This window comes from Irregularibacter muris (genome assembly GCF_024622505.1).
Classification (GTDB): Bacteria; Bacillota; Clostridia; order Eubacteriales; family Garciellaceae; genus Irregularibacter; species Irregularibacter muris.
Genome location: NZ_JANKAS010000004.1, coordinates 16,323 through 34,351, shown reverse-complemented (window position 1 = coordinate 34,351; position 18,029 = coordinate 16,323). Strand labels below are relative to the sequence as shown.

18 protein-coding genes are annotated in these 18,029 nt (G+C 33.5%); all 18 read left to right on the top strand.

Annotated elements, in window-relative coordinates; all coding sequences use genetic code 11:
* Positions 1 to 77 precede the first annotated feature (77 nt).
* The 18 genes from NSA47_RS05835 (at position 78) to NSA47_RS05750 (ending at position 18,019) form a co-directional block, all read left to right on the top strand.
* A complete protein-coding gene (locus tag NSA47_RS05835) occupies positions 78 to 1,619 on the top strand; it encodes an ABC transporter ATP-binding protein (RefSeq protein ID WP_257529983.1) in 1,542 nt (513 codons plus the stop codon).
* The gene (locus tag NSA47_RS05830) at positions 1,609 to 2,751 is read left to right on the top strand and encodes an ABC transporter permease (protein ID WP_257529982.1); all 1,143 of its coding nucleotides are present in this window, start codon (positions 1,609 to 1,611) and stop codon (positions 2,749 to 2,751) included. The genes NSA47_RS05835 and NSA47_RS05830 overlap by 11 nt, the downstream gene beginning before the upstream one ends.
* The gene (locus NSA47_RS05825) at positions 2,741 to 3,670 is read left to right on the top strand and encodes an ABC transporter permease (protein WP_257529981.1); all 930 of its coding nucleotides are present in this window, start codon (positions 2,741 to 2,743) and stop codon (positions 3,668 to 3,670) included. Before NSA47_RS05830 ends, NSA47_RS05825 begins: the two co-directional genes overlap by 11 nt.
* 198 nt (positions 3,671 to 3,868) lie before the next feature.
* Positions 3,869 to 4,942, top strand: coding sequence for a rod shape-determining protein (locus NSA47_RS05820; protein WP_257529980.1), 1,074 nt, complete (start codon positions 3,869 to 3,871; stop codon positions 4,940 to 4,942).
* 185 nt (positions 4,943 to 5,127) lie between these two features.
* The gene (locus NSA47_RS05815) at positions 5,128 to 5,673 is read left to right on the top strand and encodes a hypothetical protein (RefSeq protein WP_257529979.1); all 546 of its coding nucleotides are present in this window, start codon (positions 5,128 to 5,130) and stop codon (positions 5,671 to 5,673) included.
* Between the two features lie 40 nt (positions 5,674 to 5,713).
* A complete protein-coding gene (gene acpS / locus NSA47_RS05810; protein WP_257529978.1) occupies positions 5,714 to 6,109 on the top strand; it encodes a holo-ACP synthase in 396 nt (131 codons plus the stop codon).
* Positions 6,110 to 6,206: 97 nt separating this feature from the next.
* Positions 6,207 to 6,827: a LolA family protein gene (locus tag NSA47_RS05805; protein ID WP_257529977.1), complete on the top strand. Its 621-nt coding sequence runs from the start codon at positions 6,207 to 6,209 to the stop codon at positions 6,825 to 6,827.
* A gap of 45 nt (positions 6,828 to 6,872) precedes the next feature.
* Positions 6,873 to 8,036, top strand: coding sequence for an alanine racemase (gene alr, locus NSA47_RS05800; RefSeq protein ID WP_257529976.1), 1,164 nt, complete (start codon positions 6,873 to 6,875; stop codon positions 8,034 to 8,036).
* Between the two features lie 140 nt (positions 8,037 to 8,176).
* Positions 8,177 to 8,452 carry a CopG family ribbon-helix-helix protein gene (locus tag NSA47_RS05795; RefSeq protein ID WP_257529975.1) on the top strand — a complete coding sequence of 92 codons (276 nt, stop codon included), beginning with the start codon at positions 8,177 to 8,179 and terminating at the stop codon, positions 8,450 to 8,452.
* Between the two features lies 1 nt (position 8,453).
* On the top strand, positions 8,454 to 8,804 hold the full coding sequence (locus tag NSA47_RS05790) for a type II toxin-antitoxin system PemK/MazF family toxin (RefSeq protein WP_257529974.1): 351 nt from the start codon (positions 8,454 to 8,456) through the stop codon (positions 8,802 to 8,804).
* Positions 8,805 to 9,165: 361 nt separating this feature from the next.
* Positions 9,166 to 10,743: an ATP-binding cassette domain-containing protein gene (locus NSA47_RS05785; protein WP_257529973.1), complete on the top strand. Its 1,578-nt coding sequence runs from the start codon at positions 9,166 to 9,168 to the stop codon at positions 10,741 to 10,743.
* A 710-nt stretch (positions 10,744 to 11,453) separates the two neighbouring features.
* Positions 11,454 to 12,155: a hypothetical protein gene (locus NSA47_RS05780; RefSeq protein ID WP_257529972.1), complete on the top strand. Its 702-nt coding sequence runs from the start codon at positions 11,454 to 11,456 to the stop codon at positions 12,153 to 12,155.
* A 727-nt stretch (positions 12,156 to 12,882) separates the two neighbouring features.
* Positions 12,883 to 13,026 carry a cyclic lactone autoinducer peptide gene (locus NSA47_RS05775; RefSeq protein ID WP_373370306.1) on the top strand — a complete coding sequence of 48 codons (144 nt, stop codon included), beginning with the start codon at positions 12,883 to 12,885 and terminating at the stop codon, positions 13,024 to 13,026.
* Positions 13,026 to 13,616, top strand: a complete 591-nt coding sequence (locus tag NSA47_RS05770; protein WP_257529971.1) for an accessory gene regulator B family protein — start codon at positions 13,026 to 13,028, stop codon at positions 13,614 to 13,616. Before NSA47_RS05775 ends, NSA47_RS05770 begins: the two co-directional genes overlap by 1 nt.
* A 286-nt stretch (positions 13,617 to 13,902) precedes the next feature.
* Complete coding sequence (locus tag NSA47_RS05765; RefSeq protein ID WP_257529970.1) at positions 13,903 to 14,634, top strand: LytR/AlgR family response regulator transcription factor; 732 nt, start codon at positions 13,903 to 13,905, stop codon at positions 14,632 to 14,634.
* The gene (locus NSA47_RS05760; RefSeq protein ID WP_257529969.1) at positions 14,625 to 15,926 is read left to right on the top strand and encodes a sensor histidine kinase; all 1,302 of its coding nucleotides are present in this window, start codon (positions 14,625 to 14,627) and stop codon (positions 15,924 to 15,926) included. Before NSA47_RS05765 ends, NSA47_RS05760 begins: the two co-directional genes overlap by 10 nt.
* A 216-nt stretch (positions 15,927 to 16,142) precedes the next feature.
* A complete protein-coding gene (locus tag NSA47_RS05755) occupies positions 16,143 to 16,874 on the top strand; it encodes a C39 family peptidase (RefSeq protein WP_257529968.1) in 732 nt (243 codons plus the stop codon).
* The gene (locus tag NSA47_RS05750) at positions 16,868 to 18,019 is read left to right on the top strand and encodes a hypothetical protein (RefSeq protein ID WP_257529967.1); all 1,152 of its coding nucleotides are present in this window, start codon (positions 16,868 to 16,870) and stop codon (positions 18,017 to 18,019) included. The genes NSA47_RS05755 and NSA47_RS05750 overlap by 7 nt, the downstream gene beginning before the upstream one ends.
* The last annotated feature ends 10 nt before the right edge of the window (positions 18,020 to 18,029 follow it).

Here is an 18,029-nt window from a genome sequence, read left to right as displayed (position 1 = left end):
ATTACTATTAGAATGTCAAACAGCGCAGGCGATTCGTCTGAGCTGTTTGAATATTGCCTGTATTGGAGGATAGAAACATGGCAAATATTAATTTTGACCGTAAAGTTATTGAAATGAAAGATATTGTAAAAAAGTTTGGAGACTTTACTGCCAATGATCATATTAATCTTACAGTGCATGAAGGGGAAATACATGCTCTTTTAGGAGAAAATGGAGCAGGTAAGACCACCTTAATGAATGTATTGTATGGGTTATACCAACCTACTGAGGGAGAAGTATATATAAAAGAACAAAGAGTGGATATCCTAGATCCCAATATAGCTATTGGTTTAGGAATAGGTATGGTACATCAGCACTTTATGCTGGTACAGCCCTTCACTGTAGCAGAAAATATTATTTTAGGTAGTGAGATTACAAAGCCCCTAGGGGTTTTAGATATGCCAAAAGCAGTAGAACAAGTAAAAGAGTTATCACAGAAATATGGTCTTCATGTGGACCCCCATTCAAAGATACAAGATATTACCGTAGGTATGCAACAAAGGGTGGAAATCCTGAAAGCGCTATACAGAGGAGCAGAAATATTGATCCTAGATGAGCCCACAGCGGTACTTACTCCTCAAGAAATTAAAGAACTTATACAAATTATGCGTAATCTTACAAAAGAAGGAAAAACCATTATTATTATCACCCATAAATTAAAGGAAATAAAAGAAGCAGCAGATTTTTGTACCATTATCAGACGAGGAAAACACATCGATACAGTAAAAGTAGAAGAGACTAGTGAATCAGAATTGGCCTCTATGATGGTAGGTAGAGAAGTGAGTTTTGAGGTAGATAAGGATGAAAAACAACCTGGAGACAAGGTATTAGAAATAAAAAATCTTATGGTAAAAGACAATAGGGGAATCAATGCGGTAGAGGGATTATCCCTAGAGGTTAGAGCAGGGGAGATCTTGGGAATTGCCGGAGTAGATGGCAATGGACAAAGTGAATTAATTGATGCCATTACAGGGCTTAAAAAGATTGAATCCGGTAGTGTAAGTATAAATGGAAAAGATGTCACAGGTAAAACAGTCAAAGAAATTATTGAAAGTGGAATATCGAGTATTCCAGAAGATAGACAAAAAAGAGGCTTGATCATGGATTTTACTGTGGCAGAAAATATGGTACTAGAAAATTATTATAAGGAACCCTTTGCAAAAAAAGGAAGACTTAGCTATGAGAGTATGAAAAAATTTGCCAGAGAATTGATAGAGAAATTTGATGTTAGACCTACCAATGAAAATCTACAGGCCAAATCCCTTTCGGGTGGGAATCAACAAAAGGTTATTATTGCAAGGGAAGTGACCAATGATCCAGATCTTTTAATTGCAGCTCAGCCCACCAGAGGACTAGACGTAGGTGCTATAGAATATGTACACAAATCTTTGGTAGAACAACGGGATAAAAACAAAGCGGTATTATTAGTTTCCCTAGAACTAGATGAAGTGTTAAATGTATCGGATAGAATTGCTGTAATCTATGAAGGGAAAATTGTAGGTGTAGTAGATGCTAAAGAAGCAGATGAAAACACCCTAGGGATCATGATGGCAGGAGGTGACCCAAATAATGGAAAGTAAAAAGAAAAAATCTTTCCCTATTAAAAGTATATTTAAAGGAAATTTTGGATTTACCCTAATCTCTATTATTATTGGATTTATTGTAGGGGCCATTATGTTAAAGCTAGTAGGCTTTGATCCCTTAGAAGCCTATAAAATCATGTTTAAAGGTGCCTTTAGCAGACCTAAATATATTGGTTGGGTGATTATAAGATCTACTCCCCTAATCTTAACAGGGTTATCTGTGGCCTTTGCATTTAGGACAGGGCTCTTTAATATAGGAGCAGAAGGACAATTTATTGTTGGAGCCTTAGTGGCGACAGCAGCAGGCTATTTTTTGAACCTTCCCCCTATTATTCATCCTATTGTAGTGTTTGTATTGGCAGTAGCAGCTGCGGCCCTTTGGGGAGGAGTTGCAGGTTATTTAAAGGCTAAATTTGGTATCCATGAAGTTATTGCAACCATCATGCTAAACTGGATTGCTTTTTATGGAAGTAATTATTTTGTCCACTTTGATGCTTTTAAAAGACCCCATAGCCAAGCCACTTATAAAATTTTAGAAAGCGCCCAAATAGGAATTTTAAGTCAATGGAAAAAGACGGCAGGCGGAAAAGCTTTTCTAAATAATATCCCCTTTTTAAAGGATTTACTTGGGGCACCTATTAATTTAGGAATCATTGTAGCCATTTTGATGGCGGTAGTGGTATGGTATATTTTAAATAAGACCACTTTAGGCTATCAATTGAGAGCAGTAGGATTTAATCCCCATGCGGCAGAATATGGGGGGATTAATGTAAATAAAAACATCGTTGTTTCCATGCTTATTGCTGGTGGACTAGCGGGGGCAGCAGGGGCAGTGCATGTCATGGGCTTGACCCACTCCATAACAATATTATCTGCCATGGAGAACTATGGATTTAATGGTATAGCCGTTGCCCTAATTGGAGGCAATACAGCTTTAGGATCGGTATTATCGGGACTATTGTTTGGCTTTTTCCAATATGGAGGTCCCAAAATACAACCTGCTCTAAGGGCACCCTCAGAAGTTATAGACATTATGATTGGTACCATTGTATTTTTCATTGCTATTCCTAATTTTATTAGGATGATCCTTTCTGTTAGAAGAAAAAGAGGTGAAAAGCATGCTAAGTAGTATAGGATTTTTACTGGGAACTACATTGATGTATTCCTCACCTTTAATTTATACAGCCTTGGGAGGAGTTATTTCAGAGAATTCCGGGGTTGTCAATATCGGTCTAGAAGGAATGATGACTATAGGAGCCTTTGCTGGGGCTGCCGTAGGCTTTTATACCCAAAATCCTTGGTTGGGCTTTTTGGCTGCAGGTTTAGCTGGAGGAATTTTGGCCCTTTTACACGCCATTGCTACCGTCACCTTTACAGCGGATCAAGTGGTATCGGGCATTGCCATTAATTTCTTGGGACCAGGACTTGCTCTTTTCTTAAGTAGAATATTTTTTGAAGGAGCAACGCAAACAAAGGCTATATCTTTAGATCATAAGATGCCTAGACCCTTCAATGGGCTATTTGCCAAAAATTCCTTTGGGGATATGGTATTTAACCAATATGCTACAGTATATCTAGCCTTTGTCCTTGTGGTTCTTTTATGGTTTGTTCTATATAAAACTAAATTAGGGCTTAGAATTAGAGCAGTAGGAGAATATCCTAAGGCAGCAGATACTCTAGGAATTAATGTATTTCGCCTACGATATCTTGCAGTTATTCTTTCAGGAGTTTTTGCAGGATTTGGTGGGGCTGCTATGAGTATAGCAGTGGTCTCTAGCTTTAGGCAAACCTTGATTTCAGGCCATGGCTTTATTGCTCTAGCAGCGATGATCTTTGGTAAATGGAGACCTCAAGGAGCTATGTGGGCTTGTTTATTATTTGGAGCCACCCAAGGATTAGTCGTATTTTTGGGAAGTACAGCTATAAAAGTTTCAGATCAACTATTATCCCTATTACCCTATGTGATCACCTTAGCGATATTAATGGGTTTTGTAGGCAGAGCTTCTGCCCCAGCGGCTAGTGGTGAACCCTATGAGAAAAGCAATTAATGATTTTAGATAGACAATAGAGGATAAAAGATCAAGAATTCAAGATATAATAAGGATAAAAAATAAAGAAAAATTTAAAATGTCCAAGTAAAAAGAATTCTTTTTGCTTGGACATTTTAAAATAGGAAAGGTTAAGAAGGATAAAAGAAGAAATGGCTGGTTAAACTAAACAAAAGTCATTAGAAAGGACAGGATATTATGTGCCCAAAACAAATTGCCATTGATTTTGGAACTTCAAATACATTAATTTATATTAAAGGCAGAGGCTTGGTTCTTCAAGAGCCTTCAGTAGTAGCCATAAACAAAAACAATGATAGGATTCTAGCAGTGGGTTTTGATGCCCAGCGAATGATAGGTAAAACACCGGTAAATATTCAAATCATTAAGCCCTTAAAATATGGGAGTATAAATCATTTTGATATAGCTAAAGTTATGCTCCAAAATTTCATTGAACAAACAAAGCAGGGGGGAAGATTTTTCAAAGCCTTTTCCAGAGCAGAGGTTTTGGTGGGAGTGCCTAGTGGCATTACCCAAGTAGAGAGAAGAGGAATTGAGGAAGTCATCAAAGAGGCCGGAGCAAGAAAGGTAATGGTAGTGAAAAGCGTAGTAGCCGCTGCCATAGGTTCGGGAGCTTCCATCAATAAACCCAAAATCACTTTTGTAGTGGACGTAGGGGGAGGGACCACAGACGTTGCAGCCATTACCCTTGGAGGGATCTTAGTAGAAAACTCCATAAAAGTAGGAGGCAATAGTATAGATGAAGCCATTATCCACTACTTAAAGAAAAAACATAACATTAATATTGGGGAAATAACCGCAGAAAATATCAAGATAAAAATAGGTGATGCTATTGGGAAAGAGGAAAAAGTCTTAGAAGTAACAGGACAAAACTTGACCAGTGGTCTCCCTATATTAGTAAATATTAATAGTGCAGAAATATTTACGGCCATAAAAAGGCCCCTAGATAAAATTGTGGCAGCCATTAAAAAAGTCATTGAACAATGTCCACCAGAAAGTGCTGCCGATATCTTGGAAAACGGTGTGGTACTGACAGGTGGAGGGTCATTATTAAATAACTTTGATACCCTCCTAAGAAATGAGTTAGGGATTAAAGTAACCAGTGTGGAGCAGCCCTTGATTATGGTTACCCAAGGTCTAGGAATTACCTTAGATCATCTAGATTTATTGGATAGCATGATGCTAGAATACAGTCCTAGGGATATACAAAATAAGGAATCCATTATTCAAGAGGATAAGGATATAGAAGAATAAAAATTAGCCTATGATGGGCAATAATTCCCACTAGCCAAAGAGGGAAAAAAGGAATAAGATATACAATAGGATATAATAGGAAAGACCCTTGAAGCCTCAGGGGTTTTTTGTATTTTATTTTATAGATTGTCATAGGGTACATCAATGATATATAATAAGAAAGCAGAATAAAAGGGGGTGAGGAAATGATAGAAATTTATTTTCTTTTGACGGACACTGGAACAATTTTTAATAGGACGATTAAATTTTATACGAAAGACCCATACAACCATGTATCCATTTCCTTAGACAAAGAATTTAATGAACTCTACAGTTTTGGAAGAAAAGTGCCTTATAATCCCTTTAAAGCTGGCTTTGTAAAAGAAGAACTAGACGGTATTTATACCTATTTTAAAAACACATCCTGTGCAGTGTATTCTATGAAAGTACCCACCAATAGCTATAGAAGAATGCTTGAAATTATTGAGGATTTTAAGAATCAGCCTCTACGATACAATCTTATTGGAGTAGTAGCTGCAGCTTTTAACAAGCCAATGAAAAGAGAAAGCGCATATTTTTGTTCCCAATTCGTTGCAGTTTTATTGCAAGAAAGTGGTGTTTGTTTGTTTTCTAAGGATCCTTCTCTGATAAAACCTTCTGATTTTCAGAAATGTCAGGAACTTACATTAATTTACGAGGGAAAACTGGCTAATTACAATCCATTATTTTTACCAAAAGTCAGTATAGTTTAATGATGGTATAGTAAAGAATGTAAATAACTGAGGTGAAAACATGATTGTTGGAACTGGAATTGACATTATAGAAATAAAACGCATTGCCAAAATTGTTGAAAAAAGGGTAACCTTTCTTCAACGTTTTTTTACAATAGAGGAAAGACAATATTTTGATAGTAAAGAAAAAAATAAGATAGAAAGTATTGCAGGATACTATGCGGCTAAAGAGGCTGCAGCCAAGGCTCTAGGTACAGGATTATCAGGCTTTAAGTGGCAGGATATAGAAATAAAAAAAACCCCCCAAGGACAGCCCCAAATAGAGCTTAGGGGACAGGCAAAAATTCAGGCCCAAAGTAGAGGCATCGAAAAGATGGTATTATCTATCTCCCATTGCAAGGAATATGCTGTGGCCCAAGCTATAGCATGGGGAGAACCAGAAGAAAAAAAACAATAATAATATACTAATAGGACAATACCCCCCATAAATATAATGAATAGTAGATAGTATCCTAGAGAGGGTTTATCTCAGAATATAAAGGGGGTATTTAAAGGTGAAGGCTAAAATCCTTATGCTATTTATAGGTTTATTTATATTTTTAACCGGTTGTGGCAATCTTACCAATGAAGAGATTATAGAAAAAACCGAAAAGCAACTCAAAGAAATGAAATCCTACCAATGTACTTTAGAGATAAAGGTGACAGGAAATAAGGGTAGTCAAGAATATGAAATAAAGCAGTTTTTTCAAAGTCCTGATTCCTATAGGTTAGAGACCCTAAGCCCTAAACAATTAGAGGGCAAAACAACCATCTTCCAACAGGGAAAAGCCAAGATATATCATCCCCATATTGATCAAAGTATTATTATAGAAAACTTTGAACCCAAAGGGGAAGAGGTTATGTTTTTAGGGGATTTTTTAAAATGGGATTTTGACAAGGAGACCAAGATAGAAGAAAAAGTGCAGGGCGAACAAGAATATTTGGTGCTAACTAGGGAAATTGCTAAGGGAAGTTACTATCATCACAAGCAAAGCCTTTGGATTCACAAGAAAGACATTTTACCTCGATATATCAAAATCTATGATCAAGAAGGAAACCCTAGAATTGAAATCACCATAAAAGATTTTAAAATTGCTCCAGAATTTGATAAAATGTTATTTGAGATAGAGAAATAATGGAAACATAAAATACTTTTAGCCTATGGGAAAAGAGGAGTTATTATGGAAAAAGAAGGATTTCATCGTCCTACTTGGGTTGAAATTGACTTAGACGCTATCGCTCATAATATTGAAGAAATAAAAAAGTTAATAAAAAATAAGAGAAAAATAATGGGGGTTGTAAAGGCTGATGCCTATGGCCACGGAGCTGTGGAAGTGGCAAAGACCCTATTAATGCATGGTGTAGAATATCTCGCTGTGGCCATGGTGGATGAGGCCCTTGTCCTTAGAAAGGCAGGTGTTGACTGTCCCATCTTAGTCTTGGGATATACACCAGAACAGCAGGTAAATGAACTGATAAAATGGGATATTACTCAGACGATTTATAGCGAAAATATGGTGGATTTTATACACAAAGTGGCAGTCTTGCAAAATAAGATAGTTAAAGTTCATATAAAAGTAGATACAGGAATGGGAAGAATAGGATTTAAAAGTAAGGACGAAATTTTGAAGATTCTGAGGAAAATAGGAAATCTTCCTAAATTAGAAGTGCAGGGGATATTTACTCATTTTGCTACGGCAGATGAAGAAGATAAAAGCTTTGCCCAAAACCAGCTAAAAACCTTTAGGGACATCTGCAACTTCCTAGAGAAAGAAAATATTCACATACCTATTAAGCACATAGCCAATAGTGCAGCCATTATTGATATGGAGGACACCTACTTCAATATGGTAAGGCCAGGAATTATTTTGTATGGACTATATCCTTCAGAGGAAGTTTTCAAGGAGAAAATTTCATTAAAACCTTCTATGACCTTTAAAACAAAAATAGTGCATATTAAAAAAATTGATAAAGACACGAGCATTGGTTATGGCAGAAAATATATTGCTCCTGAGGAAAGGCGAATTGCCACATTGCCTGTAGGTTATGCCGATGGCTATTCTAGAATGCTGTCTGGAAAGGCAGAGGTATTGGCACAGGGAAAAAAGGTCCCTGTGGTGGGTAATATTTGCATGGATCAATGTATGATTGATATCACCAATCATCCCAAAGTACAGATGGGAGATGAAGTGACTTTATTTGGCCAGGGAATGACTGTAGAAGAAGTAGCACAAAAACTAGGGACGATTAATTACGAAGTTTTGTGTATGGTTAATAAAAGGGTGCCTAGAGTCTATATAAAAAACAAGGAAATAATGAAAATAAGCAATACTTTAATAGATTAAAAAATAAAATGTTAAATTATTGCATATTGACACATTCTTACAGCATAATATATAGTATATATTATGGTATATACTATCAGCCATGGAATATTTATACTGACAGAATAATTTATTTGCCAATGATATCGGGAGGTGCTATAGTGGCGGAGTCAAAAAGAATCATAATTAGTTTGCCGAATTCACTATTAAAGGAAGTAGACGACATTGTTCAGATGGAAAAAAAGAATAGAAGTGAATTTATCCGAGAGGCAATGAAATTGTATATACGAGAGAAAAGAAAAATTGAGATTAGAGAAACCATGAAAAAAGGATATACGGAAATGGCAAATATCAATCTAGCTCTTGCAGAGTCTGCCTTTAGTGCAGATTTTCGCTCGTTAGATTTATACGAGGCTAAACTATCGGAGAGTGAATAGGGTGAACGTGAAACGAGGAGATGTATTTTATGCAGATTTAAGTCCCGTTGTTGGATCTGAACAAGGGGGAGTCCGTCCAGTGCTCGTAGTTCAAAACGATGTTGGTAATAAATATAGTCCTACCATAATCGTGTCAGCTATCACTTCACAAATCAATAAGGCTAAACTGCCCACCCATATAGAGATTAGCGCCTCAGAATTTGGGTTAAGTAAAGATTCTGTCGTATTATTAGAACAAATACGCACCATTGATAAAAAAAGATTGAGAGATAAAATAGGGCGATTTGACGATGATTTAATGGAAAAAGTGAATGAAGGACTCCTAGTCAGTTTCGGATTGATTGATTTTTAGATAATTAAGGGAGAATATAGGATGACCTATATTCTCCCTTAAATAATATATAGGAAAATTGGTATAATTTATGAGAGAATTTATGGAGATTTATTACAATACTTGATAAAATAGATACAAGATAATCGGATAGAAGCAGGGTGTGGTTGCCACTTCTGTACTCAAGATGAAGGGAAAAAATAATCACCTCGCACGGGCCGCAGGGTGATTATATAAAATAAACTCCATGTGGCAATCGCATTTTGCGAATCCGATTACCTTTTTTATTATTATACCCTAGATAAGGGAAAATAAATAAGACTTTCAAAAAGGCTATTCTTGTAGGCCAATTATACATAGAGTATGGAAGGTGATCTATCAAATGAAACTACTGGGAAGTATTTCTAAAATTAAACTCTTATTTCTCTTTATATTTGCGCTTGTTGTGGGATTCTTATCTATGCTTCCCATGATTTTTTTGCAGCGAACCATTGATTTCTCAGTCCACAATAAGCATTTAGGGAAAGTCTTGTCCAATGGACTAGCTTATATAGGAATCTACGTCCTCTCCTATACGCTGCGTTTACTCATCCTCAACGAAGCCAATAAGGCCAATAATAAAATAAAACAAAATATTAGGGATCAGATGTTTGAGGGGATTTCCGAGACAAAGATTCCTATGATTGAGCAAATGGGCAAGAATAATCTTATCAACTCAGGGTTGGATAATTTAAAAGAACTGGAAGAAGATATTTTGATCACCACTGTTCAATTTATCTTTACATTATCCAGCTTTATTACTGGTATAGGAATTATGGCCAGGTATAGCGTCAAGCTGCTGCTCATTATTATCCCACTGTCCATCATTTCAACATTCATCATCAATTTATCCTCTAGAAAATCAAGTTCTTTAGCAGAAAAGGCCAGTCAAATACGCACCAAAACTTGGAGTGCATTTACTGAAAACATCTTAGGCCATAGGGAAATTTATTTATATAATCAGCAAGAAAGGCTTAGTACAGAGTATGTAGATTGGAGTTCCAGTTGGAATAAAGTGGAGAATCAGCGTTTAAGGATAGAAAACCGATCAGCAATTACAGCAAATCTGAGCTTTTCCATATTCATTGGAATTATTATTATTTTGGGAACCAATGCAATCATGCATAACAATCTTTCTGTGGGAGCGCTGGTGGCAATCCTAATGTATAATCATATGATTACCGACCCGGTTTTTGATCTTCTTCAAAATCAAAGAAAAGTATTTAAAATCATAACAGCTTCCAAAGTTTTAAGCCGCATTTTGGGAAAATTAGAGGACAATAAACTCAATACCCAAAAGCCCTTGGAACACTTTGAGAAAATGGAGTTAAAGAACATTACCATAGGATATGACGACAGAAGTATTTTAGAAAACTTTAACATATCCATCCATAGGTCCCAGAAGATCCTTATTAAGGGAAGATCAGGAGCCGGAAAGTCAACCTTATTAAAACTATTTACAGGAGCCTATTATCCTAACTCTGGGAAAATATTACTTAACAATATCCCTATACAAAATGTCAGAATATCAGTTGGTTGCGTATTCCAGGACGATATTTTATTTCACGGTACTATAATTGATAATATCAAATTTAGTAATCCAACAATTGATGAATCTGAATTATTGAAAATAATAAGAATTGCCCAATTAGAAGATTTAATTAGTGATTATGGACAAACAGATATTGGCGATGCTGGTGTAAGGCTTTCGGGTGGAGAGAAAAAAAGAGTGCTATTGGCCAGGGCCCTAGCGAGTAATGCCCAACTTCTTCTTTTCGATGAATTAAGTGCAGGTTTGGATCATGAACTATTTGAAATCATTATGAAGGATATTCTAAAAAATTATGGGGATAAAACAATTGTATTTGTAGAACACAAAGATGTGAGTTCCTACAAATTTGACCAAGTTTTCAATCTATAAAAAATAATATAGGATGTCAAGAAATGGGCTTTGTAAGAAGAAAGAATATGTCGGGATGCAGAAAGCACCCTAATATAAGCCTATTTTGGGATTTTTATAATATAGATGAAGGTGAGCAGAAAATCTAAACAATCTGCTCTATTTTTTTATCCCAAAATGCCAGTTGAGACATGATGTAAAAGTAAAAATCTTAGTTCATTACAAAGACAACTATGAGTTATGACAAAAACCCGCAGGATTAAAATTTTTATGGTAGGATGAAGGCAGAAAAATAATAATAGAAAGGATGAGAGCTTTGAAAAAATTAATTTTAAAATGTAGTGGAATTGCAGCTTGTATAGCATCAGATACTGCATATTTTCCATAGAAATAATATAAGTAGTTCCTTTAGGAATGAAACTGTTGTTATGGAGAAACTTCATTTACTTGACAGCACTTTCTGTACAAAAAAAGTAGTGTATTTATTCTTATACCAGTGGAATATAAGAATAAACTTTTAAACCAAATAAAAAATATAGTTTATAAGAAACTAATACGAATTATTTCAAATATTTTGGAATGTACTTTGTTATTTTGATCTATGAGGTGAGGGTAAACTCTTAATTTGCATGCCAATGACCGTTGCTTTATCTTCTGCTTGTTCTGAGCTTTACAATATATTAAAGTTTTGCCCATAGATACATTATTTCAATCAAAAGAGGAGGAGAAATATGTTTAAAAAAGTATTATCTATGTTATTGGTAACAATGTCTATTATGGTAATTGCTACAACTGGAGTATCTGCCATGATAACTGAAAAAAATATTGATGGATTGCAAGATGCAATAGAAAAAATAAATCCTGAATATATAGAAGAGTATAAATCATTAACTGAAAATGAAAAAGAAAAAGAAAAAGAATTATCCCGTATACAAAATGAATACCCACAAGGAAGCATTCTTAATGAACGTGATTCTGCATTTATATTGCTTGATGGACAGGATGTCAAGAAAAACCAAATAAGGGCTGGCTCTTCTTCAAAATCTTTTAGTGTAGATAAAACACAATATAATACTACTGTTCATTTATATGGAACTATGACCCAGAATATAGCCTATGTTGCTGGTAGCAGTAGATTTGGTGGTACTGCGAATCTTTACAGAATGTCTGGCAGCTTATCTAAAGTTAAGTTAGAGATATTCCATACCGCCTATGGTCTTATCGGTAGCTCCGCACCCTATGTAGGAGTATTATATAACGGAAGTGTGTCCGCAACAAAAACATCCAATTTAAATTTAAGTAAAATGGATAAAACAAAGGATTATGGATCAATTCTTCCCATGTATACAACTATGTATGCTAGGGCAACTGTTACTACCGGAACTGGCGATCAGTACACCGTGTCAAGTGATTCTTGGAAACGGGCTCAATAATCGTAGAATTTAAATAATACTTAGGCAAGATTAAAACATTGCATAGTGGACACCGAGGTATTTAAAATGAATCATAAAGGAAACTAGCTAAAAATTTATAGTAGAATAAACAATGTACTATGATATTGATTCTTGCCTAAGGCATAATATATACTATAAAACTAATATATAGAAAGCATGTGAGCAAAATGCCAATAAATATAATAACTTTCCTTTTCTTAGTAGCCTTATTTATAGTCTTTATTGTTTATATCATTAAGCATATTATTAAAAAGAATTAAATAGAGCTACAAATATGAAAAAATCAGGGCTTTTACTAGAAGAAGTACCTTGAAAATTCAAATTGGTATTTGAAATCCAATTTAACAGTATAAGCTTATTATTATATCTACAACAAATGATAAAGAATATAAGCTTAAAGGAAAAGATAAAAGTCTGTTTAATAGAATATCGGGTTTCTTTAATAATTTAAGAGTTATTCACTAAAATATAAAAAAACAGGGATATAAACGCTAATGCATCCATAAGGATATAGAAACTAATTTGAGCAGGAGAAATAAATACCTGCTCTATTTTTTTACCCTAAAATGCCAGTTGAGGCATGATGTAAAAGTAAAAATCTTAGTTCACTACAAAAACTACTATGAGTTATGACAAAAACCCGCAGGATTAAAATTTTTATGGTAGGATGAGGGCAGAAAAAATAATAATAGAAAGGATGAGAGCTTTGAAAAAATTAATTTTAAAATGTAGTGGGATTTTAGCGAGTTTTGCATTAATGGTAACGACATTAAATATGAACATGGCCTGTATATTTTTAGTACATCAACCAAAGCTTCCACAGGAAGCTAAAAAGCTTAGAAAATTTTAATGAAAATGAGCACAGCCCAAAAAATTACAGAATCATTTATTCACAATGACATAATCTTGGCTGAAGATAAAGATTTATACATCTATGGACTTAAACAAGGGGTATTCATTTTATTAAACATCTTTACAATCATAGGAATGGGTCTTATCTTAGGAATGCTATGGCAAAGTTTTGTTCTTATGCTTGTATATATTCCTCTTCGATCCTATGCTGGGGGGTACCATGCTAAAACCCCCCTAAAATGCTACCTATTTTCTATAGTAATGTTGTGGGTAGCCCTTCTGGGAATAAGACTAATCCCCTGGACAAATTTTACCAGCCTAATGGTTTCTTTCTGTGCTGGAAGTATTATCTTCTTTCTTGCACCTGTAGAAGATAGCAATAAACCCTTAGATGAAGTGGAAAAAAAGATTTATAAAAAACGCTCAAGAATTCTTTTAATCGTCTCAATAGGAGTAGAATTACTACTTTGGATAATAGGGTTTAAAAAAGCAGCAATATGTATAATGATGGCGATAATCATGGCAGCCATGATGGTTGTAATGGGATTTTTAAGGAATAGGGAGACAATTTTAAAAAATTCAAGATAGGGATATTGCATAATAGGAGTACTAAACATGAAGAAAAAAGTCATATTCATTTGCCTTGTGATGATTATCCTGTGTTGCTTATTTTATATATATAGTATCTATATTCATAAAGGCAATGCTAAAGAAATTATAGATATACTATTTTTTAATGAAAGTAAAATAAAAATAATAAAATAATATGGAAAAGGAAACATATTAGAATAGGTGGAACGCCTCCCATTATAAACTCCTTAATGATATAATGAAATAAAGCATTACATTATATGGAAAAAAGGGGATGGGGATTATGTTTCAAATTGCCATATGTGATGATGAACAGCTTATCTGTTCCCAGATTGAAGACATTATTTTAGATTATCAAAAACTCATCAACGAAAAAATAGAAATTGAGATATTTTATTCAGGAGAAGAATTGTATAGATATATGGAAAAAGGACATTATTTTGATCTAATATTTTTAGACATTGAATTAAAAGAAATAAATGGAGTTAAGGTGGGTAGAAAAATCCGTGAAGAAATGGACGATCAAACCGTACAGATTGTATATGTATCAGGAAGAGATAGTTATTATAGAGATCTCTTCGAAGTAAGACCAATGCACTTTTTGTCAAAACCCATAGATAGGGATAAGGTGATTAAAGACATTGAACTAGCAATGAAGCTAACAGATAAATTAGACGGGACTTTTAACTATAAAAAAGGACATATCTATTACAAAATACCCTTCAAAAATATCATTTATTTTGAAAGTCTAGGTAGAGAAATCAAGATGGTTTCTACCCAGGGGGAAGAGTTGTTCTATGGCAAGCTGAAAGATGTTTATCATGAAGTAGCCAAGCATCACTTCCTATACATCCATAAATCTTATATTGTAAATTATGCCCATGTCACTATATTTAAATATGATGAAGTCACTATGTCAAATACTATTTGTTTGCCTATTAGCCAATCCAGGAGAACAGCAATAAGGGAATTGCAACTAGAGTTTGAAAAGAGTGGATTATACCAATGGGCATAAATACATATACTATCATCTATATCTTAACTAATATTTTTGGCATTTACATTATTTACAGATTTATGGATGTCTTTTTTGATCAAAGAGAAGCCGATAGGAAAATAGAGTTTTTATCCTATTCTCTATATTTTATTTTGAATACTTTAATCTATTTTTTGATTAATATTCCCATAGTCGTTATGATATTTAATATCGCTGCTTTTATGGGCCTATCCCTCAATTATAAGGCTACCATGAAAAAAAGGATATTAGCGGTGACCCTTATATACCTGATTTTAATGTGTGTTGAAATCATTGTGATCCTTCTATTATCCGGTATCGGGTTTAATGTTACTTCAAAAAATGAATATTCCCTGTCCTATAGCTTAATTGTCTTAAAAGTGGTTTCTTATTTAGTAGTTATCCTCTTAAAAAAATATAAAAATGTTAAAGAAGGAGAGACCGTTCCTTTTGCCTATTGGATTTGTATTTTCCTCATTCCCTCATCTTCTTTATATATCATATTGCTACTCTTTCAAGTCCAAGGAATTTCATTAGACCAAATGATTCTGGGTACTTTTTTTATGCTATTGATCAACTTTTTAACCTTTTATTTATATGATGTGATATCAGCGACTCTAAGAGATAAATTGGATAAAGCTCTTCTTACTCAGCAAAACAAATATTACGAGAGACAATTTAACCTAATGGATTCATCTATAAAAGCAACAAAATCCATTAATCATGATTTGAAAAATCACTTATCTGTCATATATTCTTTGGTGGAAAAAGGGAAAAGGGAAGAGTCCCTAAAGCATATATCCCAAATGGCTCATGTTTTCAATAGTCCAAAAACCTATGTTTATTCAGGAAATATGGATATTGACAGTATTCTAAGCTTTAAACTACAAGAAGCTCAGCAAAAGAATATAAAAACTTCCATCAATCTTAAGGTCCCAGAGAAAATGAATATTCCCTCTTTCCATATGGCTATTCTATTGGGAAATCTACTGGATAATGCCATTGCAGCAGCTGCTATTCTAGGGGAAAAAGGATACATTGATTTCCATATGAAATATGACAAAGGAAGATTAATTATAAAAATAGATAATCCCTATAAAGGAGAAATCCTAAAAGAAGGAGACAGATATATTACCACAAAAGAAGATAAAGATAACCATGGAATAGGTCTTGAAAGCATAGAAAAGGTTTTAGAAAAATACCATGGTTCTATAGCAATAGAACATGAGGAGAATATCTTCTCTGTTACCTTATTAATGTATATAGAAGGATTGGAGCAGGAAGTTAAATAACCTGCTCCATTTTTTATCCTAAAATATTAATTTAGATATGATCTAAAAAGAAAAAATCTTAGTTTATTACAAAAACTACTATAGTTTATTACAAATGGCGGCACAGATGGAAATTTTATGGTAGGGTGATGTCAAAGGAAAATGATAGCAAAGGGGGGATGCCCTTGATTGTAAAAATGTATTTCAAAAATAAAAACTAACGAGGGGGAGAAAAGTATGAAAAAAACTTTGTTAATCATGTTTTTGTTAGTTGGTTTTTTACTTCCTGTTAATGCTGTTTATGCAAGTGATGAGGGATTTGATGGAGACTTGACATATGAAGAAGGAGGAAAAGCCTATATCTTAACAGAAGAAGATGAAAAATTATTAGAAGAAAAAAATCAAGAAATCCTTAAATTTAACGATAATAAAAACAACGACAATATACTTCAACCAATGTACTATCCAGATGGAGAATATCGAGAATTATCAGTTCCTGTTTTTAAACAAGCTAATGGTTATTACTGTGGACCTGCTACCGTAAAACAAGTTACACATTTTATAAAAGGCTCATCAAGTAGTCAAAGTTATTATGCTGGAAAATTAGGTACAACTAAAGCAGGTACAGATATGACAGTCATTGCTAATTACTTAAAAAACAATGTTAAATCAAATTATGTATATGCATCAATTGGAACTTTTGATGCATGGATGAATAAAGTGAATTATGGAATGAAGAATAAAATGCCCGGAGTGATAGACATTAATACTAAAAATATATCAGCCTTTCCATATGATACTGATACTGGACATTTTGTTAATATGAGTGGCTATGACACAAAATTTGGCCCCGGAGTTAAGGTAAGGATCACTGATCCTTTTGGACCCGGATTAGGAAATAGATGGTATAATGCTCGTGATGTATATAATGCTAACAACAATCATTTTAGACGAGCTATAATATGGTAAAAGGCAAAAAGTTAATAATTTTACTTGCATTATTGGTATTGATTTTATTAGGGGCCTATGCCCCTAATAAAATCAATGTAAATAATTTCAATCCTAGTCCGATAACTTTTGAAAAAAAAGATAATTTTAATGTTTCCCATAAAACCATTGAGCTTAAATTTGATGAAAGTCAGAAGAACTTAGAATTAATAGATATTAAGAAAGATAATGAAATCTATGTAAGATATGATAATTCTGGAAAAATGGTATATGCAATTAAAAATTTGAATACGAATAAAGATTTAATATTATATAAAAGTGAAAGTGTATTTGCTACTGCATTATCAGGGGTTTATAAGGATAAATTATATGTAGTAGAAACACTTATTGAAGGAGATAAATTTATCTCCTATATAGTCCTGGTGGACAAACAAAAAAATGTGCATCGATATCCGCTAGGGACGATGAATAAAATTCCATATGTATATCAAGTAGATAATTTATTATTAATCAATTATGAATCAGGAGAAAAAAATCAAATAAATAGCTATCTATCATATTTTGATATGGATACCAATCGATTGGATAGCATTACGGAAGAGCAATATAAAATAAATTCATCAGGAACAGTGACAGGAAATTATATTTTATTTGCTGGGGGCATGGAGAATTCTATTTACTATCAAGTTGTAGAGTATAATAATGAAGATATAGAAAAAGACGGGAAATCATATTTATATAAGATAGATAGAGATAATAAAGAAAGTATTAAAAAAATAACAACATTAAATGAAAAGTTAATTTTTATTTCAGGAGATGAAAATAGCCTTATTACATCAGATTATATGTATGAAGCCCCTTTCTATGATTCTGGTAAATTATATGTAAAAAACAAAAATAAATGGTTAAAAACTACTATACCACACATAACAGCTGGAAGAGATATAATTGGTGTAGAAAAAATTGGTGATAATGTTTTATTAATTTATAATAATGAGTCTTATTACTTATATAATTATGAAAGCAAAAATTATGTAGAAAAAACATATAGAAAAGAAGATTCAATATTTTCTAGAATAAGAGTATCTAAGAATAATTTTTTTTATTTAGAAAAAACAAACAACAAATACTTTTTGCAACTATATACTTATATTGATTCCAATTAATATAAATTTA

Coding starts and splice junctions, on each gene's coding strand:
- NSA47_RS05825 (WP_257529981.1), top strand. CDS start 2,741: ATGCTAAGTAGTATAGGATTTTTACTGGGAACTACATTGATGTATTCC.
- NSA47_RS05755 (WP_257529968.1), top strand. CDS start 16,143: ATGAAAAAAACTTTGTTAATCATGTTTTTGTTAGTTGGTTTTTTACTT.
- NSA47_RS05835 (WP_257529983.1), top strand. CDS start 78: ATGGCAAATATTAATTTTGACCGTAAAGTTATTGAAATGAAAGATATT.
- NSA47_RS05815 (WP_257529979.1), top strand. CDS start 5,128: ATGATAGAAATTTATTTTCTTTTGACGGACACTGGAACAATTTTTAAT.
- NSA47_RS05750 (WP_257529967.1), top strand. CDS start 16,868: ATGGTAAAAGGCAAAAAGTTAATAATTTTACTTGCATTATTGGTATTG.
- acpS (WP_257529978.1), top strand. CDS start 5,714: ATGATTGTTGGAACTGGAATTGACATTATAGAAATAAAACGCATTGCC.
- NSA47_RS05785 (WP_257529973.1), top strand. CDS start 9,166: ATGAAACTACTGGGAAGTATTTCTAAAATTAAACTCTTATTTCTCTTT.
- NSA47_RS05830 (WP_257529982.1), top strand. CDS start 1,609: ATGGAAAGTAAAAAGAAAAAATCTTTCCCTATTAAAAGTATATTTAAA.
- NSA47_RS05780 (WP_257529972.1), top strand. CDS start 11,454: ATGTTTAAAAAAGTATTATCTATGTTATTGGTAACAATGTCTATTATG.
- NSA47_RS05760 (WP_257529969.1), top strand. CDS start 14,625: ATGGGCATAAATACATATACTATCATCTATATCTTAACTAATATTTTT.
- NSA47_RS05765 (WP_257529970.1), top strand. CDS start 13,903: ATGTTTCAAATTGCCATATGTGATGATGAACAGCTTATCTGTTCCCAG.
- alr (WP_257529976.1), top strand. CDS start 6,873: ATGGAAAAAGAAGGATTTCATCGTCCTACTTGGGTTGAAATTGACTTA.
- NSA47_RS05770 (WP_257529971.1), top strand. CDS start 13,026: ATGAAAATGAGCACAGCCCAAAAAATTACAGAATCATTTATTCACAAT.
- NSA47_RS05820 (WP_257529980.1), top strand. CDS start 3,869: ATGTGCCCAAAACAAATTGCCATTGATTTTGGAACTTCAAATACATTA.